This is a genomic window from Streptomyces sp. NPDC029138 (assembly GCF_055564375.1).
On record NZ_JBVHWM010000006.1, the window covers coordinates 198,987 to 218,952 of the forward strand.

Consider the following 19,966-nt stretch of genomic DNA (forward strand, 5'->3'; position numbering starts at 1 on the left):
GTACGTGCTCGTAACTTGACATCGGAGAATCTCGCATTTGTTAGACCCGGCGTCAACAGTGGTGTCCGTACCTCTCAGGGAGGGGATCCCTTACGGAACCCCTACACCTGGAGTCTGACTCCAAGACGGCTCTTCGGTCTGACGACGGACGTGGTCCGCGTCACTACCGTCGAGGGCGTGACTGTGATCGCGACCGAAAGCCTGAGCAAACGGTTCCCCCGGGTGACCGCGCTCGACCGGCTGTCCGTGGACATCGGACCCGGTGTGACCGGACTCGTCGGAGCCAACGGCGCCGGCAAGTCCACCCTGATCAAGATCCTGCTGGGGCTGTCCCCCGCCACGGAGGGCCGCGCCGAGGTGCTCGGCCTCGACGTCGCCACCAAGGGCGCCGCCATCCGTGAGCGCGTGGGGTACATGCCGGAGCACGACTGCCTGCCGCCGGACGTCTCGGCCACCGAGTTCGTCGTCCACATGGCCCGCATGTCCGGCCTGCCGCCCGCCGCCGCCCGCGAGCGCACCGCCGACACCCTGCGCCATGTCGGGCTGTACGAGGAGCGGTACCGCCCCATCGGCGGCTACTCGACCGGCATGAAGCAGCGGGTGAAGCTCGCCCAGGCGCTGGTGCACGACCCGCAGCTGGTCTTCCTGGACGAGCCGACCAACGGCCTCGACCCGGTCGGCCGCGACGAGATGCTCGGCCTGATCCGCCGCATCCACACCGACTTCGGCATCTCGGTCCTCGTCACCTCCCACCTGCTGGGCGAGCTGGAACGCACCTGCGACCACGTCGTCGTCATCGACGGCGGCAAGCTCCTGCGCGCCAGCTCCACCACCGACTTCACCCAGACCACGACCACCCTCGCGATCGAGGTCACCGACAGCGACACCCACCCGGACGGCACCCGCGCGGTCCGCGACGCGCTCCACGCGCGCGGTGTGGACACGCACGCGGAGGCCGGCGGCCTGCCCGGCGCCGGACACATCCTGCTGCTGACCGCCACGGGCGACGAGACCTACGACCTCGTCCGGGACGTGGTCGCCGACCTCGGCCTCGGCCTGGTGCGCATGGAGCAGCGCCGGCACCACATCTCCGAGGTGTTCACCAGCAGTGACGAACAACGGAAGGAGGCCGTCGGCCATGGCGGTTGAGCAGCGCACGCCGGCGATGGCCGGCGCCGACCAGTCCCGTATCCACGACATCGGCTACCGCGGCTACGACGGCCCCCGCCTCGGCCGCGCCTACGCCCGCCGCTCGCTGTACTCGCAGTCCCTGCGCGGCGCCTACGGCCTCGGCCGCTCGGTCAAGTCCAAGGTGCTGCCGATGCTGCTGTTCGCGGTGATGTGCGTGCCCGCCGCCATCATGGTGGCCGTCGCCGTCGCCACGAAGGCGCACGAACTGCCGGTGTCCTACACCCGGTACGCGATCATCATGCAGGCCGTGATCAGCCTGTACGTCGCCTCCCAGGCGCCCCAGGCGGTCTCCCGCGACCTGCGCTTCAAGACCGTACCGCTGTACTTCTCGCGGCCCATCGAGACAGCCGACTACGTCCGCGCCAAGTTCGCGGCGCTCGCCTCGGCGCTCTTCGTCCTCACCGCGGCGCCGCTGCTCGTGATGTACGTGGGCGCACTGCTGTCCAAGATGGGCTTCGCCCACCAGACCGAGGAATTCGCCCAGGGACTGGTCTCCGTGGCCCTGCTCTCACTGCTCTTCGCCGGAATCGGCCTGGTCATCGCCGCGTTCACCCCGCGCCGCGGCTTCGGCATCGCCGCAGTGATCGCCGTACTGACCATCTCCTACGGCGCGGTCTCCACCCTCCAGGCCATCGCCTACACCCAGGACAGCGACAGCGCCGTCCCGTGGATCGGCCTGTTCTCGCCGATCACCCTGATCGACGGTGTGCAGTCCGCGTTCCTCGGCGGCAGCTCCGCCTTCCCCGGCGGGGTCGGGCCTTCCGGCGGCGAGGGCATCGTCTACGTCCTGTTCGTCCTCGGCCTGATCGCCGCCTGCTACGGCCTGCTGAACCGCCGCTACCAGAAGGTGGGACTGTGACCACGCTCACCATCGACCACGTCTCCCGCTGGTTCGGCAACGTGGTCGCCGTCAACGACATCACCATGACCATCGGCCCCGGCGTCACCGGCCTGCTCGGCCCCAACGGCGCCGGAAAGTCCACCCTCATCAACATGATGGGCGGCTTCCTCGCCCCCTCCACCGGCACGGTCACCCTCGACGGACAGCCGGTGTGGCGCAACGAGGCCATCTACCGGCACATCGGCATCGTCCCCGAGCGGGAGGCGATGTACGACTTCCTCACCGGCCGCGAGTTCGTCGTCGCCAACGCCGAACTGCACGGCCTCGGCGACAAGGCCGCCCAGCGCGCCCTCGCCACGGTCGAGATGGAGTACGCCCAGGACCGGAAGATCTCCACGTACTCCAAGGGCATGCGGCAGCGCGTGAAGATGGCGAGCGCCCTGGTCCACGACCCCTCGCTGCTCCTGCTGGACGAGCCGTTCAACGGCATGGACCCGCGCCAGCGCATGCAGCTCATGGACCTGCTGCGGAAGATGGGCGACGAGGGCCGCACGGTGCTGTTCTCCTCGCACATCCTCGAAGAGGTCGAGCAGCTCGCCCGGCACATCGAGGTCGTCGTCGCCGGACGGCACGCGGCCAGCGGCGACTTCCGCCGGATCCGCCGCCTGATGACCGACCGCCCGCACCGCTACCTGGTCCGCTCCAGCGACGACCGCGCCCTCGCGGCGGCGCTGATCGCCGACCCGTCGACGGCCGGCATCGAGGTCGACCACGCCGAGGGCGTCCTGCGCGTCCAGGCCGTCGACTTCGGCCGCTTCACCGCCCTGCTGCCGAAGGTCGCCAGGGACCACGGCATCCGGCTCCTCACGGTCTCGCCGTCCGACGAGTCCCTGGAGTCCGTCTTCTCGTACCTGGTCGCGGCGTAGGAGGCCGAAGATGTACGACCCCACCGTCGCCCGGCTCACCTACCGGGCCCTGCTCGGCCGCCGTCGGGCCCTCATCCTCGGCGCGCTGCCGCTGCTGCTCATCGTGATCTCCGTGGCCGTCCGGGCCCTGACCGGAGCCGACGACCAGACGGCCGCCGACGTCCTCGGCGGGTTCGCGCTCGCCACCATGGTGCCGATCATCGGTGTCATCGCGGGCACGGGCGCGATCGGCCCGGAGATCGACGACGGCTCCGTCGTCTATCTCCTGTCCAAGCCGCTCAAGCGGCCCACGATCATCTTCACCAAGCTGATCGTCGCCATCGCCGTCACCATGGTCTTCTCGGCGGTGCCCACCCTGATCGCCGGCCTGATCCTGAACGGCAACGGCCAGCAGATCGCCGTCGCCTACACGGTCGCCGCACTCGTCTCCTCCATCGCCTACTCGGCGCTGTTCCTGCTGCTGGGCACGGTCTCCCGGCACGCGGTGGTCTTCGGGCTCGTCTACGCCCTTGTCTGGGAGGCGCTGTTCGGCTCCCTGGTGCCGGGCGCGCGCACGCTGAGCGTCCAGCAGTGGTCGCTGGCCGTCGCCCACAAGATGGCCGGCGGGGACCTGGTGACCTCCGAGGTGGGCCTGCCGACGGCCACCGTGCTGCTGGTCGCGGTCACCGTGCTGGCCACCTGGTACGCCGGGCAGAAGCTGCGGTCCCTGACGCTCGCGGGCGAGGAGTGACGTGCCCCGGCCTTGACGGGGGCTTCATCTCGGCCCGGGCACACTGGGCTGAGCGGATGACGGCTGGGAGGCCGGAGATGGCTGAGGAGACGCCGCAGCACGAAGAGCGGGAGCGGACCGGCGAGGACGTGTGGTCCGACGTCGTCCTGGACGAGACGTTCGTCCGGGCAGCCGAGACCTCCGAGCCGTCCGCCCGGGCCCGCATGCTCGCCGCGCGCTGGCGGGCCGAGGCGCCGGAGCCGCAACCCTGGCGCTCCGACGAGCCGCCGGCCGGCTGGTTCTTCAGCAAGGTACGGCGCCGCAGGTGGCGCCGCCGGTAGCGGTCGCCCGTCTGTTCGTTTTATTCGGTGGCGTCCGACTTCGGGGCGGGGCACAGTGGTTGTGCCCCATCCGCCGGGATCGTCCCGGCGTCACCGACTGGGAGCGGAGGTGGGCGATGTCCATGCACGGCAGTACGTCCACCTCCCGGCAGGGCGGCCCGAGGCCGGCTCCGGAGTGATGCGCCACCCCTCCGTGGAGCCGCGGGACTGCCCGGGGCGGTCGCTTCGAGCACGCGATGTCGCTCTCGCGTGGACCGCCCACCCGGAGGATTGGCCGAGTGGTAAGGCACCGGCTTGCGCTGTGTTCCCTCACAAGCGAGTCGTGGTCGGGCCTGGAAAGCCCGCGCACGTTCGATCCGTGCATCCTCCGCGAGACATCGCCGCACCGCGACGCTACGCGCTCCGTGCGTCCGCGATCCTGTCCAACTCCCGCATCGCCTCCGCGTGAGCGCTCATCGTGCGGTGGACCGTGCCGGTCGTGACGAGGACCGCGCCGGCGAGGGAGAGCGGGACGGACAGGCCGAGAATGGCCAGGACCTCGGGCCAGTCGCGTTCGTTCGCGCAGTAGTCGCCCCTGTACAGGCCCTCCTTGGCGGTGCCGCGGTCCGTGAAGAGACGGGACTCTCACTGGGCGGGGTACTGGTCGTCCGGCTTGCGCTCCGCCTCGTACGGTGTGAGCAGCAGGACGGCGCACCAGGTCCACAGCAGCCCCGCCACGGCGAGCAGACCGATGCCCCAGGCGCGTATCCGGCTCGCGCGGTCGCGCAAGTCGAGGTCGTAGTCGCGTGATCGCATGGCCGCCGAACGTAGCAACCGGCGCGGACCGAGGCCGTCCGGGGCGTGCCGGGGCGGACCGAAGTATGAGCGTATTTGCCGCAGGGGGTTGTCCGGCCGAGGCGTGTCGGGCGATAGAGAACCCGTACGGCCGCATGCCCAGTGTGTCCTGATACAGACAGTTTTGCCGCTTCTAGCATGTGCGGGCATGTTCTCCCCCCTCCACGGCTCTTTCCGTGGCTCTTTCCGCGGCTCTCTTCGCGGCTCTCTTCATGGCCTCCGGCGGCTGTCGGCCCGGGCCGGTGTCGCGGCCGGCGCGGCGCTGGCGCTCCTGCTCGCCTCGCCCAGTCCCGCGCATGCCGCCTCCGGCGACCTCGATCCCTCGTTCGGCGGCAACGGAAAGGTGGTCAACCTGGATATCTCCGCCGCGCAGGAGGGGCACGGTCTCGCCGTACAGGACGACGGCAAGCTGGTCGTGCTCGGAAGCTTCCACGGCGAGGGCACCGGCCCCGACTTCACGGTGGTGCGTTACAACCCCGACGGGACCCTGGACACCGGCTTCGGAAACGCGGGCGTCGTCGCCACCGACTTCGGGCAGGGCGAGGAAGTGTCCCGCGGCGTCGCGCTGCAACCCGACGGGAAGATCGTCGTCGTGGGTACCACGCAACGCCCCGGGTCCGACGGCTGCTGCTGGTTCACGGTGGCCCGCTACCAGCCCAACGGGGCTCTGGACACCGGCTTCGGCGACGGTGGTCGTACGATCACCGACTTCGGCGACGACGGCGCCGCCGACGCCTACGCGGTCACCGTGCAGCCCGACGGCCGGATCGTCGCCGTCGGCCAGTCCGGCGGTGACATCGCGGTGGCCCGTTATGACTCCGAGGGCGACCCGGACCCCACGTTCAGCGGTGACGGCCAGTTGACCACGCACTTCTCGGGGGGTGACATCTCGATCGCTCAGGACGTGGCGCTCCAGGCCGACGGCCGGATCGTCGTCGCCGGCGGTGTCGGACTCGGCAGCCCCGGCTACCCGCCGGGCTTCGCGCTGGTCCGCTACAACGTCAACGGCAGCCTGGACACCGGTTTCGACGGTGACGGCAAGCGGGTCGTCACCTTCAGCGGAGAGGCCCAGGGGTACGGGCTGGTGCTCGTTCCGGGCGGCGACATGGTGGTCGCCGGGTACGTCGTTCCCGTCGGCGGCAGCAGCCGGTTCGCGCTGGCCCGGCTCAACGCGGACGGCTCCCTGGACACCGGGTTCGACGGCGACGGCAAGGTGACGACGACGTTCACGGGCGGCGCACGCGCGCATGACGTGGCACTCCAGTCCGACGGCAAGCTGGTCGCCGCCGGCAGCCGGGGTGGTGACTGGGCCCTGGCCCGCTACAACGTGAACGGCAGCCTGGACACCGGGTTCGACGGCGACGGCAAGGTGGTCACCGACTTCACCCCCGGGGTGGCCGACCACGCGCGCGACGTCGCGGTGCAGGCCGACGGCAGGATCGTGGCCGCCGGGGACACCGATACGTACCTGGCCCTGGCCCGCTATCTGCCCTGACGCGGCGGCTCGCTAGCCGAGCAGCCGCTCCAGCACCACCGCGATCCCGTCCTCCTCCTGAGAGGACGTCACCTCGTCGGCCACGGCCTTCAGCTCCGCGTGGGCGTTGGCCATGGCTACGCCACGGGCCGCCCAGGCGAACATCGGGATGTCGTTGGGCATGTCGCCGAAGGCGATCGTGTCGGCGGCCTTCAGGCCCAGGCGGCGGGCCGCCAGGGAGAGGCCCGTGGCCTTGGACAGGCCGAGCGGGAGCAGCTCCACGATGCCCTCGCCCGCCATGGCCACCGTGACGAAGCCGCCGGCCGCCTGCCGGGCCGCCTCCGCCAACTCGTCGTCGCCCATCGTCGGATGCTGTATGTAGATCTTGTTCAGGGGCGCCGTCCAGAGGTCGGAGGCGTCCGTGAAGGGGGTGGCGGGCAGCCTGCCGGTGACCGCGTAGCCCGGGCCCACCAGTACCTCGCCGTCCAGGCCGTCCCGGCTGGCCGCCAGGTACAGCGGACCCACCTCGGCCTCGATCTTGGCCAGGGCCACGCCCGCGAGCTGCCGGTCCAGGGTGACCGAGGTCAGCAGGCGGTGGGAGCCGGCGTCGTACACCTGGGCGCCCTGGCCGCAGACGGCGAGGCCGTCGTAGCCGAGGTCGTCCAGGATGTGCCGGGTCCAGGGGACCGCGCGGCCGGTGACGACGATGTGCGCGGCGCCCGCCACGGTGGCCGCGGCGAGCGCGTCACGGGTGCGCCGCGAGATCGACTCGTCGGAGCGCAGGAGCGTTCCGTCGAGGTCGGTGGCGATCAGTCGGTACGGGAACGCGGTCACTTGGCGACCGGCTCCAGGACCTCACGGCCGCCCAGGTAGGGGCGCAGGACCTCGGGGACCCGCACGGAGCCGTCGGCCTGCTGGTGGTTCTCCAGGATCGCCACGATCGTGCGCGGTACGGCGCACAGCGTGCCGTTGAGGGTGGCGAGCGGCTTGACCTGCTTGCCGTCGCGGACCCGGATGGACAGCCGGCGGGACTGGAACTCGGTGCAGTCCGAGGTCGAGGTCAGCTCGCGGTACTTGCCCTGGGTCGGGATCCACGCCTCGCAGTCGAACTTGCGGGCGGCCGAGGAGCCGAGGTCACCGGAGGCGACGTCGATGACGCGGAACGGCAGCTCCAGCGAGGTCAGCCACTGCTTCTCCCACTCCAGCAGGCGCTGGTGCTCGGCCTGGGAGTCCTCGGGAGCGACGTACGAGAACATCTCGACCTTGTCGAACTGGTGCACCCGGAAGATGCCCCGGGTGTCCTTGCCGTGCGAGCCGGCCTCGCGGCGGAAGCACGGGGAGAAGCCCGCGTAGCGCAGCGGCAGCCGGTCCGCGTCGATGATCTCGTCCATGTGGTAGGCCGCCAGCGGGACCTCGGAGGTGCCGACCAGGTACAGGTCGTCCTTGTCGAGGTGGTAGACGTCCTGGGCGGCCTGGCCGAGGAAGCCGGTGCCGGCCATGGACTGCGGGCGGACCAGCGCCGGGGTGAGCATCGGCGTGAAGCCGGCGGCGGTGGCCTGGGCGATCGCCGCGTTCACCAGGGCCAGCTCCAGCAGGGCGCCGACACCGGTGAGGAAGTAGAAGCGGGAGCCGGAGACCTTGGCGCCGCGCTCGACGTCGATCGCGCCGAGCAGCTGGCCCAGCTCCAGGTGGTCCTTGGGCTCGAAGCCCTCGGCACCGAAGTCGCGGATCGTGCCGTGCGTCTCCAGCGTGGCGAAGTCCTCCTCGCCGCCGACGGGCACGTCGGGGTGGACGAGGTTGCCGAGCCGGAGCAGCAGTTCCTGGGTCTCGGCGTCGGCCGCGTCGCGCTCGGCGTCGGCGGCCTTCACGTCCGCCTTCAGCTGCTCGGCGCGCCGCAGCAGCTCGGCCTTCTCCTCGCCGGTGGCCTTGGGGATCAGCTTGCCGAGCTGCTTCTGCTCGGCGCGCAGCTCGTCGAAGCGGACGCCGGAGGACCTGCGCCGCTCGTCGGCAGACAGGAGGGCGTCGACGAGCGCGACGTCCTCTCCACGGGCGCGCTGGGAGGCGCGCACACGGTCGGGGTCCTCACGGAGCAGGCGAAGGTCAATCACGAGGGCAAGGCTACCGGTGCGGGGTCGCGGCTCACGAATCACTCATCCGGGGAGTTCTGATTCGCGGCATACGTTCCGCTATGCGCTAATTGCCGAGCGTGTTCCGCTGCGTCGGCCGTACGCCACCTGGGGCGTCAAGGGAAAAGTGTCTCACTCCCTGGGACGGGGCACGTCCCGGGCGTCCGGTTGACTCGATTTCCTTGTGGAGAGCGGGATTTGGCGGACCGGTTGTCCACAGCGATCCACACCCTCCGAAGAGTTATCCACAGGCTGTGTGGAAGATCTGTGGACTCCGGAATTGATCACTCCGGAATGCGCGAACGGACTGAAGAATTCCTGGGTCAAACCGCATGGTCGCCCACTTTCGGGTGGAAAACGGTCGCCCCAAAAGATGAACCAAAGGAAACGGGTGGACGAAGGGTGAGTCGGGTGCCGGTGGCTCCGACCGGGGCTCCCGGGGCGATTTGTCGACCCGATGGCGCCGCTCTGTCGACTTGTCCCCAGGTCGAGAAGGGCACCTGTGGATAACTTCTGTGGATAACGTTCGTCCGCAGGTACGACCGCCCGGCGTCCGCAGGTACGACTGGCTAGAACCGGCCGTCCTGGCAGCGCGCCACCCAGTCCGCCGCCGCCATGAACTCCTCGTCCGAGGTCCCCGGCAGCGTCGGCCGGGCCCCGCCCGGCGTGATGTCCGCGCGCGGATAGGAACCGAGGAAGCGCACCTGGAGACAGATGCGCCGCAGCCCCGTCAACGCTTCCGCCATCCGCCGGTCGGCGATGTGCCCCTCGGCGTCGATGCAGAAGCAGTAGTTGCCGATGCCGGCCCCGGTCGGCCGGGACTGGAGCAGCATGAGGTTGATGCCGCGCGAAGCGAACTCGCCGAGCAGGTCGCGCAGGGCGCCGGGATGGTCGTCCCGCTGCCAGAGCACCACGGAGGTCTTGTCGGCGCCGCTGGGCGCGGCCGGCCGGGCCGGGCGGCCGACCAGCACGAACCGGGTCTGCGCGTTCTCCGCGTCGTGGATGCCGGTCTCCAGCGCTTCGAGGCCGTACCGGGCGGCGGCGAACTCGCCCGCGAAGGCGGCGTCGTAGCGGCCTTCCTGGACCAGGCGGGCGGCGTCCGCGTTGGAGGCCGCCGACTCCCAGACGGCGTCCGGGAGGTTCGCGCGCAGCCAGTTGCGCACCTGCGGCTGGGCCGCCGGATGGGCGGAGACCGTCTTGATGTCCGCGAGCTTCGTGCCGGGGCGGACCAGCAGCGCGAAGGTGATGGACAGCAGCACCTCGCGGTAGATCATCAGCGGCTCGCCCGCGACCAGCTCGTCCAGGGTGGTGGTGATGCCGCCCTCGACGGAGTTCTCGATCGGCACGAACGCGGCCTCGGCCTCGCCGGCCCGGACCGCGTCCAGGGCGGACTGCACCGACACGTACGGGATCAGCTCCCGGGTGGCCGCCTCCGGAAGCGTGCGCAGGGCGACCTCCGTGAAGGTGCCCTCCGGGCCGAGATAGGCATAGCTCGCTGGCATGTCCTCACCCTAATGGCCGCAGACCCGGTCGGCTGAGACGTCTCACGGCAACCACTCGACCGGGTGGTTTGAACCCGGGTCCCCCGCACACTCCGGGTTCCCCGCACACTCCGGGTTCCCCGCACACTCCGGGTCCCCCGCACACTCCGGGTTCCCCTTGGTTCACCCCTCCAGCAGCCGCTGCCCCACGTACTCCCCCTTCACCGCCCCGCCCGGCACCGCGAACAGGCCGCTCGCCTCGTGGCGGATGTACTTCGACAGCGCGTCGCCCCGGTCGAGCTTGCGCTGCACCGGGACGAAGCCGCGCAGCGGGTCCGCCTGCCAGCAGATGAAGAGGAGACCGGCGTCGGGCGTGCCGTCCGCGTCGATGCCGTCGTGGTAGGAGAACGGGCGCCGCAGCATGGCCGCGCCGCCGTTCTTGTCGGGCCGGGTGATCCGGGCGTGCGCGGTGAGCGGGACGACGTAGTCGCCGTGGGCGTCGGTCTTCTCCAGGTCCATCGGGGTGGTCTCGTCGCCGCCGGACAGCGGCGCCCCGTCGGCCTTGCGGCGCCCGATGACCTGCTCCTGGGCGGCGACCGACAGCTTCTCCCAGTCGTCCAGGAGCATGCGGATACGGCGTACGACGGCGTAGGAGCCGTTGGCCATCCACGCGGGCTCGCCCGAGGCCGGTACGAAGATCCGCCGGTCGAAGTCGGCGTCGGTGGGCTTCGGATTGCGGGTGCCGTCGAGCTGGCCCATGAGGTTGCGGGCGGTCATGGGGTGGGCGGTGGCGCCCGGGCTGCGGTTGAAGCCGTTCATCTGCCAGCGCACCCGCGCGGCCGAGCCCGCGTCCTTCTGGATCGCACGCAGGGCGTGGAAGGCGACCAGGGCGTCGTTCGCGCCGATCTGCACCCACAGGTCGCCGTCGCTGCGGGACTTGTCCAGGTGGTCGGAGGAGAAGTCCGGCAGCGGGTCGAGCGCGCCGGGCCGCTGCTTCTCCAGGCCCGCCTTGGCGAAGAAGCTGTACCCGAAGCCGAAGGTGATGGTCAGCGAGGACGGGCCCGCGTCCCGGGCCACATCGGTGTCGCCGTGCGGGGCGGCCTCGCCCGCCATCAGCCGCTCGGCGGTCGCGGACCAGCGGCGCAGCAGGGCCGCCGCCTCCTTGCGGCCCGCGCCCGCCACCAGGTCGAAGGCCACGAGATGGCCGCGCGCCTGGAGGCCCTCGGTGATGCCGGGCTGATGTTTCCCGTGAAACATCGCCCGCCCCGAGCCCAGCGAGGTGAGCGGGGTGGCCTCGGCGGGCGCGGAGGCGTAGCCCACGGCCCCGCCGGCCGCGCCGAGGACGAGCCCGGTGGCGCCGGCGGTGCCGAGCAGGGCGCGCCGCGAGATGCCGCTCGCCCCGGACACGGGCGCCGCCGTCGGCGCGTCGGGCGTACGGGCCTGAGGGATGGACTGGTCGGGCATGGTGTGGTTCAGCCGATCTGCGCGTTCTTGGAGACGGTCACCTGGTCGATGTCGGAGGTGCGGACCGTGACGGCGATCTTCCAGTCGCCGGCCATGGGGATCTGCACCCCGTTCGCCGACCAGTGGCCGGTGGCGATGTGGTCGGGGTTCACGGGAAGCGGGCCGATCTTCTTCGCCTCCAGGGTGAAGGAGAGTTTCACCTCCGGGACGTCGAAGGCCCGGCCGTTGGGTCGCTGGACGTAGACGTGCATCTCGTTGCCGCCCACGCGCGCGGGGTCCAGGTCGATGCTCACGACGCCCTTGCCGTCGGTGCCGCCGGTGTCGAACGGCATGTCCAGGGTGAGCGCGCCGGACGCCGCCGAGGTGCCGGAGCCCGCCGACGCGGAGGTGGCCGCCTTGGCCTCCTGCTCGGTGCGGCCGGGCTCGGTCTGGGTCAGCGCGGTGGTGACGGCGAGCAGCACGATGGCGACGCCGGCCTCGGCGAGCACCGAGCGGCGCAGGCCGAAGCGGTTCGGGTCGCCGTCCCGCAGCCGCTTCTCCCGGGCGGCGTCGACGGCGGCGCGCTGCCGGGCGAGCTGGGCGGCGCGCTGGGAGCCTCCGGCGCCGGTGTGCTTGTCGCCACCGGTCGCCGTGCCGGCACCGGTCGTCCTCGACGCGGCGACCTGCTCCTTCTGTGCCTGGATTTCGTCCTTCCGCGCCTGGGCCTGCTGGGCCTGCGCCTTCCTCGCCTTCCCGGTGCGGACGGCCGGGTCCGTGAGTCGTGCGGTCCACCGCCGGGACACGGCCGCGATACCGACCAGCACCGCCACCAGCCCGATCTTGACCAGCAGCAGCTGTCCGTACCGGGTCTCGGTGAACGCCGACCAGGAGCCGAGCTGCCGCCAGGACTGGTAGACGCCGGTGACGACGAGGGCGAGGACGCTGCCGAAGGCCACGCGGGAGAAGCGCTGTACGGCGGCGGCCTCGACCGTGGTCTCGGCGGGCGCCCGGTACAGGGCGGTCAGCAGGGCGGTGAGGCCGCCCAGCCAGGCGGCGGCGGCCAGCAGATGGATCACGTCGACCGGCATGGCGATACCCGGCTGGAGCCCGGTCGAGGCGTGCTCGGCCATGGCCCAGCTGGTGGCGAGCCCGGCCGCGACGACCACCCCGCCGACGCCGAGGCCGAAGGTCAGGTCGCGCTTCTCCTCGCCGTCCTCCCGACGGGTGTAGGCGCCGAAGAGGACGGCGACGAACAGCGCGGCGGCGGCGAGCAGCAGCAGCCGTGAGACGAGCGCGGCACCGGTCTTGGTCTGGAGCACCTGACCGAGCAGGTCGAGGTCGAAGACGTCGGCGAACTTTCCGGAGGTGGTGTACGCGCCGCGCAGGAGCAGCAGCCACAGGGTGGCCGCGGTCAGCGCGACCCAGCCGCCGACGACCAGCCGCTGGAGGGGCCGTACGCCCGCGCCGCGCGGCCAGCAGGCGAGCACGAAGGCCGTGCCGCCGGCGAGCACGATGAAGCCGGCGTACGACGCATACCGCCCGAACGCGTAGAGCCCGCCCACGACCCCGCCGCCCGCGGCCGGACCGGTGCCGGAGACGACGGTCCGCGAGGGCGCCCCGACGGAGAAGGTGTAGGCGCCGGCGACGGGGTGGCTGTCCGCGGAGACGACCTGGTAGGTGACGGTGTACGTGCCGTCGGCCAGGCCGCTCTTGAGCTGCACGGCGTACGTCGTCCCGCTCACGTTGGCCGGGCTGCCGGTCTGGACCGGCTTGCCCTTCGGGTCGAGGACGCGCAGGGAGTCGTCGTTCAGCGCCACCTTCTCGGAGAAGGTGAGCGACACCTGGGTGGGTGCCTTGTCGGCCACCACCCCCTGCGCGGGGTCGCTGCCGGTCAGCGCCGCGTGGGCGGAGGCCTCACCGGCGCCCGCCAGCAGCGCGCCGGTGACGGCGATGAACAGCAGCACCAGGATCCGCACGCGGGGGGCGATGGTCCGGGTCACGGTGGTCCCTCCCTCAGTGGCCGGTCGACGGGTTGTACGTGGCGGACTTCACGGGCATCTCGACGGTGAGCGGCTCGGATCTGCTGAAGGTGAGCTTCACCGTGACCGTCTGGCCCTGCTTCGGCGCGCGCTTCAGCTTCTCGAACATCAGATGGTTGCCACCGCTCTTGAACACGAGCCGTCCGTGGGCCGGTATGAAGAAGGAGGACTTCTCCGCCATGGCGCCGCCGACCGTGCTGTGCATGGTCACCTCGCCGGCGACGTCACTGGTCACCGAGGTCAGCTCGTCCCCGGCACCGCCCTGGTTGGTGATCGTCAGGAAGCCGGCGGCCATGTCGGCGGAGACGGGCTGGGGCATGTAGGGGGAGCCGACGGACAGCTCGGCCTTGTCCGACCCCGTGTCCGAGCCGGAGCAGCCCGTGAGGGCGAGGGCACCGGCGAGCGCGCCCGCGGTCAGGACGGCGGCACGGCGCCTCACGGGTTGGCTCCCTTGACGAGCTTGGGCAGGTCCTTGGTGTAGTCGTCGACCGTGGCGTCCTCGCCGTAGAGGACGTACCCGGCGTCCGTCTTCGGCGAGAAGGCGACGACCTGGGTGCCGTGGACGGAGACGAGCTTGCCGTTCTTGTCCTTCGTCGTCGGCTCCACGGAGATTCCGACCGACCGGGCCCCGGCCTGGATCTTGGCGAAGTCGCCGGTCAGGCCGATGAACTGCGGGTCGATGCCCTTGAGCCACTTGCCCAGCTCGGCGGGGGTGTCGCGGCCGGGGTCGGTGGTGACGAACACGACCCGGAGGTCGTCCTGCTCGGCCTTGGGCAGCGCCTTCTTGGCGACGGCGATGTTGCTCATCGTCGTCGGGCAGATGTCGGGGCAGTGCGTGTAGCCGAAGTAGACCAGGGTCGGGTGGCCCTGGGTCTCCTCGCGCAGGTCGTACTTCTTGCCGTGGGTGTCGGTGAGGACCAGGTCCGGCTTGGTGAACGGCTGGTCCAGCACGGTGGCGACCTTGCTCGGGTCGGATCCTCCCGAGACCACGGCGACCGGCGACGTGGCGCCGTCGTCGCTGCCGCAGGCGGAGAGGGTCAGGGTGGCGGCGGCGAGCAGCACGGCCGCGGTGAACGTCTTCTTGCGCATAGAAAAATGTCCCAGATGTGTGAACTCCGGCGCGCACCGGGGTCGTACGACGGTCCGGGTGGCGGGGTCGTACGGCACCCGGTGCGCGCTGCGGAACGAAGGCTCAGGCGGCGGTCCGGCGGCGGCCCGCGAGGACGCCGTAGGCCACGCCCGCGACGCCGACGACGATGCCGACCACGCCGAGCACGCGCGCGGTGGTGTCACTGCCGTCGCCGGTGTCCTTGGCGGCGGCCGTCTTCTCGGTCCTCTCGGCGGTGTTCTCGGCGCTCGACGTGCCGTGGTGGTCGTCGGTGGCGGCGGACAGCGCCAGGACCGGGGCCGGGTTCTCCGGCTCCTCCTGGCCCTCCTGCGGCACCTCGATCCAGCGCACGACCTCCTTGTTGGAGTAGGTCTGGATCGCCTTGAACACCAGCTGGTCGGTGTCCTCCGGCAGGGCGCCCAGGGAGAGCGGGAACTTCTGGAAGTAGCCGGGCTCGATGCCCTTGCCGTCGGCGGTCCAGGTGACCTTGGTGACGGCCTCGTCGATCTTCTCGCCGTGCAGGGTCAGCGGCTTGGCCAGCTTGGACTTGGTGACGTCGATCTTCCAGCCCGGGATCGTCTCCGGCATCACCGAGGCGATCGGGTGGTCGGCCGGGAAGTTCACCTCGACCTTGGTGGTCGAGGCGTTGTCACGCTCGTTCGGGACCTTGAAGTCCACGACCGCGTAACCGCCCTTGGCCGCGGATCCCTCCGGCTGCACGGAGACGTGCGCGAAGGCGGGGGCGGACAGGGCGAGGACGGCCGTGCCCGCGACGGCAGCGGCGGCGGCGAGACGAGAAGCCTTCATGGAAGGAAGCACTCCACTCTGAGTGAGAACCGGTGATGAAGAGGGATACGCGCGTGACCGCTGTGTGTGGCCGTACGGCACGGAAATCAGCCGTACCGCCCGGAAGAACGCGCACGCGCGCGTGCCGCGCGACGGCGGCGCACCGGTTCCGTGTCGGGGGAGCGGTGGCCGCGTCAGGCGGCGAGGAGGAAGGCGGCGGCGGGCGGGCCGCGCCGGATCACCGTGTGCTGGAGTACGGCGGTGTGCGGGGCCGGTGCCTCGTCCCGGTCGGGGCGCGGGCCGCGCGGGCCGGGCCCGGTGGCGGGCAGGAGCCCGGCGCACAGGGCGCGCGCCAGCGCGAGAGCCGCGCGCAAGGACCGTACGAGCGCCCCCTCCGCGACTCCATGCGCCGATAGCTCGATCAGCCGCAGCACGGCCAGATCCCCGCGGCGCAGCAGCCAGCCGGCGGCGACGGCCGCGAGCACATGGCCGAGCAGCATCGGCAGCGAGGGCAGCAGGCCGGCCGAGGCGCCGGTGGCGTCGTGCGCGTGCTCGAAGGTGCCCAGGGCGGACGTCGGCCGGCCGGCGCGGTCGATGAGACGCGCGTCGAGCAGCAGGCGGAAGGCGTGCCCCGGAGTGAGGGACGCCGCGGTCGAGCCGCACACGAGCCGCGTGGCCTGCTCGACCAGCGCGCTGTCGCTCAGCGCGGCACCCGCCGACCCGCCGGCCGCCGTCGATGCCGCCGGCCCCGTGGAGCCCATCGACATCCCGGTGGAGGCCATCGCGGCCCCTTGCTGGCCCAGCCCGAACAGCGTGTGCAGCACGGTCTGGCCGAGAGCCAGGAGCACGGCGATGCCCGGAAGCGAGCGGGCCCGCCCGGCGAGCGGTGCCACGAGCAGCAGGGCGCCGAGGAAGCCCGCGCCGAGCGTCCACAGCGGCACGCGCGCGCAGGAGGCCAGGGAGTGCCCGCCCGCGGCCAGCGCGACGCAGACCGCGGCGAACACCGCGGCCCGCAGGATCCGGAGCCCGGCTCCGGAGTGCGCCGTGCGTGGGTGGGGGGCAGTCATGGCGGGGTCATCATCGCACTGCCCTTACCGCGCGCATACGGCAGGGCGCCTGAGGCGTCCCTCATACACCGATTCCTCCCCCGGCGCATCGGCCGTATGGGCGGAGTCACGTCGACGGAGTGCTTACGGCCGCCTACGGGCGGCAATACGTAACGGTATGTCGAGCCGCGGCCAGGAGGCTGGAGCATGAGCATCTGGTGGTCACTCCATCTGCGGCGCGAGGCCGCCAGCGTGCCGCTCGCCCGGCGGCTGCTGATCGGCACGATGGAGACCGCGGGCGTCGACCCGGAGATCTCGTACGACCTGTCCGTCGCCCTGAGCGAGGCCTGCGCGAACGCCGTCGAGCACGGTGGCGACGCCGCCCGCGGCGCCTCGGAGGCGTACCGGGTGACCGCCTATCTCGACGGCGAGAAGTGCCGTATCGAAGTGACCGATTCCGGTCCCGGCTTCGCCCGCCCGCAGGACACCCGGCCGGCCCGCCCCGACGCCGAGCACGGCCGCGGGCTCTGTCTGATCCGCGAACTGGCCGACCACGTCCACATCGGCCCCAAGCCCGGCCGGGGCGGCACGGTGGTCAGCTTCGACAAGATCCTCAAATGGCGCAAGGACCCGTCCCTCCTCACGGCCTAGCGACCGCCTTGCCGGGGCCGCCGAGCTGACCGAGGACCTTCGCCAGGGTGTCCAGCGCCTCCGGGTACACCCGCTCCCTCGGCGTGCCGTAGCCGACGACCAGGCCCTGGGGCCGGTCGGGGCCCGGGGTGTGCCAGTGGTCGCCGAGGGCACCCAGCGCCAGGCCCTCCTCCTCCGCGCGGGCCAGGACCGCGGCCTCGTCCGGCACCTCGATCAGCGCGTGCAGCCCGGCCGCGATCCCGCGTACGCTCCGCCGCGCCCCCAGCCGGTCCAGCAGCTGGTCCCGGCGCCGCCGGTAGCGCAGCCGGCACGCGCGCACGTGGCGGTCGTACGCGTGGCTGTCGATCAGCTCGGCCAGGGCGAGCTGGCCGATGGTCTCGGTGTGGTGGTCGCTGTGCAGCTTGGCGTCGGCGACCGCGTCGGCCAGGTGCGGCGGCAGCACCATCCAGCCGAGCCGCAGCGCCGGGCCCAGGGTCTTGGAGGCGGTGCCCAGGTACACCACCTGTCCCGGCGCCATGCCCTGCACCGCGCCCACGGGCTGGCGGTCGTAGCGGAACTCGCCGTCGTAGTCGTCCTCCACGATCAGCCCGCCCCGCGCGCGTGCCCAGTCGGTGAGCGCCCGGCGCCGCTCGGGATGCAGGGTCACCCCGGTCGGGTACTGGTGGGCCGGCGTGACCACCACGGCCGCCGCCTCGCCCAGCTCCTCGGGCCGTACCCCCCGCGCGTCGACCGGCACCGGCAGGACCGTTCCGCCGTTGTGGCGCACCACCTCCCGGTGGAAGGGCAGCCCCGGGTCCTCCATCGCGACCGCGGCGCCGCCCAGCACGCGCGTGAGCAGCGCCAGGCCCTGCACATAGCCGGAGGTGATGACGATCCGCTCCGGCGGCGCCAGCACCCCGCGCGCCCGCCCCAGATAGCCGGAGAGCGCGGTGCGCAGCTCGATCCGGCCGCGCGGATCGCCGTAGTCGTACGCCAGCGAGGGCGCCGTCGCTATGGCGCGGCGCAGCGCGCGCAGCCAGGCCGCCGCCGGGAAGGCGCCGACGTCCGGGCTGCCGGGACGCAGATCGAGACGCGGCGCACGCGCGCGCGTGTCCGTCCCCGGCTCCTCCGTCTGCACGGCCGGCAGCTCGGCGACCCGGGTGCCCGAGCCCTGCCGTGCCGTCAGATACCCCTCGGCGACCAGCTGGTCGTAGGCGGCCTTCGCGGTGCCGCGCGAGATCCCGAGGTCGGCCGCGAGCCGCCGGGTGGCGGGCAACCGGGTACCGGGAGTGAGCCGCCCGTCCCGTACCGCGTCCCTGAGGGCCCGCTCCAGCCCGACTCGGCGGCCGTCCACCGAGTAGGGTTCGAGGTGCAGATCCACACCGACACCGGACCAGAAGTCGTTCACGATCCCCCCAACGTGACGTACCGCGAAATGGCCGGGCACCTCCCCGGTACCCGGCCATTCAAACGCAGATCAGCCCTTCAGGGAGGCCATCCACGCCTCGACCTCGTCGGAGCGACGCGGCAGACCGTCGGAGAGATTCCGGTTGCCGTCCTCCGTCACGAGGATGTCGTCCTCGATCCGGACGCCGATGCCCCGGTACTCCTCCGGCACGGTCAGGTCGTCGGCCTGGAAGTACAGCCCCGGCTCGACGGTGAGCACCATGCCTGGCTCCAGCGTGCCGTCCACGTACGTCTCGGTCCGCGCGGCGGCGCAGTCGTGGACGTCCATGCCGAGCATGTGCCCGGTGCCGTGCAGGGTCCAGCGGCGCTGGAGACCCAGCTCCAGGACCCGCTCGACCGGACCCTCGACCAGGCCCCACTCGACGAGCTTCTCGGCCAGCACGCGCTGCGCGGCATCGTGGAAGTCGCGGTACTTGGCGCCCGGCTTCACGGCCGCGATACCGGCTTCCTGGGCCTCGTACACGGCGTCGTAGATCTTCTTCTGGATCTCGCTGTACGTGCCGTTGACGGGCAGCGTGCGCGTGACGTCTGCGGTGTAGAGGGTGTGGGTCTCCACGCCCGCGTCGAGCAGGAGCAGGTCGCCGGAGCGGACCGGGCCGTCGTTGCGGACCCAGTGCAGGGTGCAGGCGTGCGGGCCGGCCGCGCAGATGGAGCCGTAGCCGACGTCGTTGCCCTCCACGCGCGCGCGGAGGAAGAATGTGCCCTCGATGTAGCGCTCGCTCGTCGCCTGGGCCTTGTCGAGGACCTTCACGACGTCCTCGAAGCCGCGGACCGTCGAGTCGACGGCCTTCCGCAGCTCGCCGATCTCGAACTCGTCCTTGATCAGACGGGCCTCGGAGAGGAAGACGCGCAGTTCCTCGTCGCGCTCGGCGGTGACCTTGTCGGTCAGGGCCGCCTCGATGCCGGCGTCGTGGCCGCGCACCACGCGGACCGGGCCGGTGGCCTCGCGGAGCTTGTCGGCCAGCTCGCGCACGTCGGCGGCCGGGATGCCGTACAGCGCCTCGGACTCGGCGAGGGAGTGCCGGCGGCCGACCCACAGCTCGCCCTGGCCGGAGAGCCAGAACTCGCCGTTCTCGCGGTCGGAGCGCGGCAGCAGGTAGATGGTGGCCTCGTGGCCGTCGCCCTTGGGCTCCAGCACCAGGACGCCGTCCTCGGTCTGGTTGCCGGTGAGGTACGCGTACTCGACGGAGGCGCGGAAGGGGTACTCGGTGTCGTTCGAGCGGGTCTTCAGGTTGCCCGCCGGGATCACCAGGCGCTCGCCCGGGAAGCGGGCGGAGAGCGCGGCGCGGCGGCGCGCGGTCTCGGCGGCCTGCGGGATCGGCTCCAGGTCACGCAGCTCCGTGTCGGCCCAGCCGGACTTCATGTTCTCGGCCAGCTCGTCGGAGACGCCCGGGTACAGGCCGTTCTTCCGCTGCTTGACCGGCTCCTCGGCCTCGGTCTCCGGGCCCTCCGCGGTAGCGGAGTCGGGGACAGCCGGGTTGAGCTCGTCGGACACGTGATCCTCCTCGATACGCCATTGATCTC

At 71.7% G+C, this 19,966-nt stretch carries 19 protein-coding genes and 1 tRNA gene; 8 read left to right on the forward strand and 12 right to left on the reverse strand.

Features of this window, described 5'->3' with window-relative positions; genetic code table 11:
- Nucleotides 1-183: 183 nt before the first annotated feature.
- From ACZ4WH_RS09175 to ACZ4WH_RS09200, 6 genes are all read left to right on the forward strand, one after another.
- Nucleotides 184-1,149: an ABC transporter ATP-binding protein gene (locus ACZ4WH_RS09175; RefSeq protein ID WP_468178315.1), complete on the forward strand. Its 966-nt coding sequence runs from the start codon at nucleotides 184-186 to the stop codon at nucleotides 1,147-1,149.
- Nucleotides 1,139-2,050 (forward strand): ABC transporter permease, encoded by a 912-nt coding sequence (locus tag ACZ4WH_RS09180; RefSeq protein ID WP_468178200.1) that lies wholly within the window; start codon nucleotides 1,139-1,141, stop codon nucleotides 2,048-2,050. The genes ACZ4WH_RS09175 and ACZ4WH_RS09180 overlap by 11 nt, the downstream gene beginning before the upstream one ends.
- Nucleotides 2,047-2,958: an ABC transporter ATP-binding protein gene (locus ACZ4WH_RS09185; protein ID WP_468178202.1), complete on the forward strand. Its 912-nt coding sequence runs from the start codon at nucleotides 2,047-2,049 to the stop codon at nucleotides 2,956-2,958. The genes ACZ4WH_RS09180 and ACZ4WH_RS09185 overlap by 4 nt, the downstream gene beginning before the upstream one ends.
- Nucleotides 2,959-2,968: 10 nt before the next feature.
- Nucleotides 2,969-3,688, forward strand: coding sequence for an ABC transporter permease subunit (locus tag ACZ4WH_RS09190; protein ID WP_468178204.1), 720 nt, complete (start codon nucleotides 2,969-2,971; stop codon nucleotides 3,686-3,688).
- A 77-nt stretch (nucleotides 3,689-3,765) separates the two neighbouring features.
- On the forward strand, nucleotides 3,766-4,008 hold the full coding sequence (locus ACZ4WH_RS09195; protein ID WP_468178206.1) for an SGM_3592 family protein: 243 nt from the start codon (nucleotides 3,766-3,768) through the stop codon (nucleotides 4,006-4,008).
- A gap of 264 nt (nucleotides 4,009-4,272) precedes the next feature.
- Nucleotides 4,273-4,378: transfer RNA gene (locus tag ACZ4WH_RS09200), tRNA-OTHER, on the forward strand.
- Nucleotides 4,379-4,632: 254 nt separating this feature from the next.
- Here ACZ4WH_RS09200 and ACZ4WH_RS09205 read toward each other — a convergent pair.
- Nucleotides 4,633-4,803 carry a hypothetical protein gene (locus ACZ4WH_RS09205; protein ID WP_468178208.1) on the reverse strand — a complete coding sequence of 57 codons (171 nt, stop codon included), beginning with the start codon at nucleotides 4,801-4,803 and terminating at the stop codon, nucleotides 4,633-4,635.
- Between the two features lie 187 nt (nucleotides 4,804-4,990).
- Here ACZ4WH_RS09205 and ACZ4WH_RS09210 point away from each other — a divergent pair, with 187 nt between their 5' ends.
- A complete protein-coding gene (locus tag ACZ4WH_RS09210) occupies nucleotides 4,991-6,337 on the forward strand; it encodes a delta-60 repeat domain-containing protein (protein WP_468178210.1) in 1,347 nt (448 codons plus the stop codon).
- 12 nt (nucleotides 6,338-6,349) lie between these two features.
- Here ACZ4WH_RS09210 and ACZ4WH_RS09215 read toward each other — a convergent pair whose 3' ends face one another.
- The 9 genes from ACZ4WH_RS09215 to ACZ4WH_RS09255 all read right to left on the reverse strand — a co-directional run bounded on the left by ACZ4WH_RS09215 (nucleotide 6,350) and on the right by ACZ4WH_RS09255 (nucleotide 16,366).
- Entirely contained in the window at nucleotides 6,350-7,150 is an 801-nt protein-coding gene (locus tag ACZ4WH_RS09215) for an HAD family hydrolase (protein ID WP_468178212.1), read from the reverse strand.
- Nucleotides 7,147-8,424 carry a serine--tRNA ligase gene (gene serS, locus ACZ4WH_RS09220; RefSeq protein ID WP_468178214.1) on the reverse strand — a complete coding sequence of 426 codons (1,278 nt, stop codon included), beginning with the start codon at nucleotides 8,422-8,424 and terminating at the stop codon, nucleotides 7,147-7,149. Before serS ends, ACZ4WH_RS09215 begins: the two co-directional genes overlap by 4 nt.
- A 587-nt stretch (nucleotides 8,425-9,011) precedes the next feature.
- Nucleotides 9,012-9,944, reverse strand: a complete 933-nt coding sequence (pheA, locus tag ACZ4WH_RS09225; RefSeq protein WP_468178216.1) for a prephenate dehydratase — start codon at nucleotides 9,942-9,944, stop codon at nucleotides 9,012-9,014.
- A 162-nt stretch (nucleotides 9,945-10,106) separates the two neighbouring features.
- On the reverse strand, nucleotides 10,107-11,387 hold the full coding sequence (gene efeB / locus ACZ4WH_RS09230) for an iron uptake transporter deferrochelatase/peroxidase subunit (RefSeq protein WP_468178218.1): 1,281 nt from the start codon (nucleotides 11,385-11,387) through the stop codon (nucleotides 10,107-10,109).
- Between the two features lie 8 nt (nucleotides 11,388-11,395).
- Nucleotides 11,396-13,366, reverse strand: a complete 1,971-nt coding sequence (locus tag ACZ4WH_RS09235; RefSeq protein WP_468178220.1) for a copper resistance CopC/CopD family protein — start codon at nucleotides 13,364-13,366, stop codon at nucleotides 11,396-11,398.
- 13 nt (nucleotides 13,367-13,379) lie between these two features.
- Complete coding sequence (locus ACZ4WH_RS09240; RefSeq protein WP_468178222.1) at nucleotides 13,380-13,844, reverse strand: copper chaperone PCu(A)C; 465 nt, start codon at nucleotides 13,842-13,844, stop codon at nucleotides 13,380-13,382.
- The gene (locus tag ACZ4WH_RS09245) at nucleotides 13,841-14,494 is read right to left on the reverse strand and encodes an SCO family protein (protein WP_468178224.1); all 654 of its coding nucleotides are present in this window, start codon (nucleotides 14,492-14,494) and stop codon (nucleotides 13,841-13,843) included. Before ACZ4WH_RS09245 ends, ACZ4WH_RS09240 begins: the two co-directional genes overlap by 4 nt.
- Nucleotides 14,495-14,597: 103 nt before the next feature.
- Nucleotides 14,598-15,320 carry a YcnI family copper-binding membrane protein gene (locus tag ACZ4WH_RS09250; RefSeq protein WP_468178226.1) on the reverse strand — a complete coding sequence of 241 codons (723 nt, stop codon included), beginning with the start codon at nucleotides 15,318-15,320 and terminating at the stop codon, nucleotides 14,598-14,600.
- Between the two features lie 173 nt (nucleotides 15,321-15,493).
- Nucleotides 15,494-16,366 carry a hypothetical protein gene (locus ACZ4WH_RS09255; RefSeq protein WP_468178228.1) on the reverse strand — a complete coding sequence of 291 codons (873 nt, stop codon included), beginning with the start codon at nucleotides 16,364-16,366 and terminating at the stop codon, nucleotides 15,494-15,496.
- A gap of 186 nt (nucleotides 16,367-16,552) precedes the next feature.
- On the opposite strand from ACZ4WH_RS09255, the gene ACZ4WH_RS09260 reads away from it, so the two are divergent.
- A complete protein-coding gene (locus ACZ4WH_RS09260) occupies nucleotides 16,553-16,996 on the forward strand; it encodes an ATP-binding protein (RefSeq protein ID WP_468178230.1) in 444 nt (147 codons plus the stop codon).
- Here the strand turns inward: ACZ4WH_RS09260 and pdxR are convergent.
- Together pdxR and ACZ4WH_RS09270 are read right to left on the reverse strand one after the other, a co-directional pair.
- Nucleotides 16,986-18,383: a MocR-like pyridoxine biosynthesis transcription factor PdxR gene (gene pdxR, locus ACZ4WH_RS09265; RefSeq protein ID WP_468178232.1), complete on the reverse strand. Its 1,398-nt coding sequence runs from the start codon at nucleotides 18,381-18,383 to the stop codon at nucleotides 16,986-16,988. The genes ACZ4WH_RS09260 and pdxR overlap by 11 nt on opposite strands.
- A 69-nt stretch (nucleotides 18,384-18,452) precedes the next feature.
- A complete protein-coding gene (locus tag ACZ4WH_RS09270; RefSeq protein ID WP_468178234.1) occupies nucleotides 18,453-19,937 on the reverse strand; it encodes an aminopeptidase P family protein in 1,485 nt (494 codons plus the stop codon).
- Nucleotides 19,938-19,966: the final 29 nt, after the last annotated feature.

Bases quoted from the DNA above. Each gene is read 5' to 3' on its own strand.
- ACZ4WH_RS09255 (WP_468178228.1), bottom strand. From the start codon at position 16,366: ATGACTGCCCCCCACCCACGCACGGCGCACTCCGGAGCCGGGCTCCGG.
- ACZ4WH_RS09250 (WP_468178226.1), bottom strand. From the start codon at position 15,320: ATGAAGGCTTCTCGTCTCGCCGCCGCCGCTGCCGTCGCGGGCACGGCC.
- efeB (WP_468178218.1), bottom strand. From the start codon at position 11,387: ATGCCCGACCAGTCCATCCCTCAGGCCCGTACGCCCGACGCGCCGACG.
- ACZ4WH_RS09245 (WP_468178224.1), bottom strand. From the start codon at position 14,494: ATGCGCAAGAAGACGTTCACCGCGGCCGTGCTGCTCGCCGCCGCCACC.
- ACZ4WH_RS09180 (WP_468178200.1), top strand. From the start codon at position 1,139: ATGGCGGTTGAGCAGCGCACGCCGGCGATGGCCGGCGCCGACCAGTCC.
- pheA (WP_468178216.1), bottom strand. From the start codon at position 9,944: ATGCCAGCGAGCTATGCCTATCTCGGCCCGGAGGGCACCTTCACGGAG.
- ACZ4WH_RS09190 (WP_468178204.1), top strand. From the start codon at position 2,969: ATGTACGACCCCACCGTCGCCCGGCTCACCTACCGGGCCCTGCTCGGC.
- ACZ4WH_RS09260 (WP_468178230.1), top strand. From the start codon at position 16,553: ATGAGCATCTGGTGGTCACTCCATCTGCGGCGCGAGGCCGCCAGCGTG.
- ACZ4WH_RS09210 (WP_468178210.1), top strand. From the start codon at position 4,991: ATGTTCTCCCCCCTCCACGGCTCTTTCCGTGGCTCTTTCCGCGGCTCT.
- ACZ4WH_RS09195 (WP_468178206.1), top strand. From the start codon at position 3,766: ATGGCTGAGGAGACGCCGCAGCACGAAGAGCGGGAGCGGACCGGCGAG.
- ACZ4WH_RS09205 (WP_468178208.1), bottom strand. From the start codon at position 4,803: ATGCGATCACGCGACTACGACCTCGACTTGCGCGACCGCGCGAGCCGG.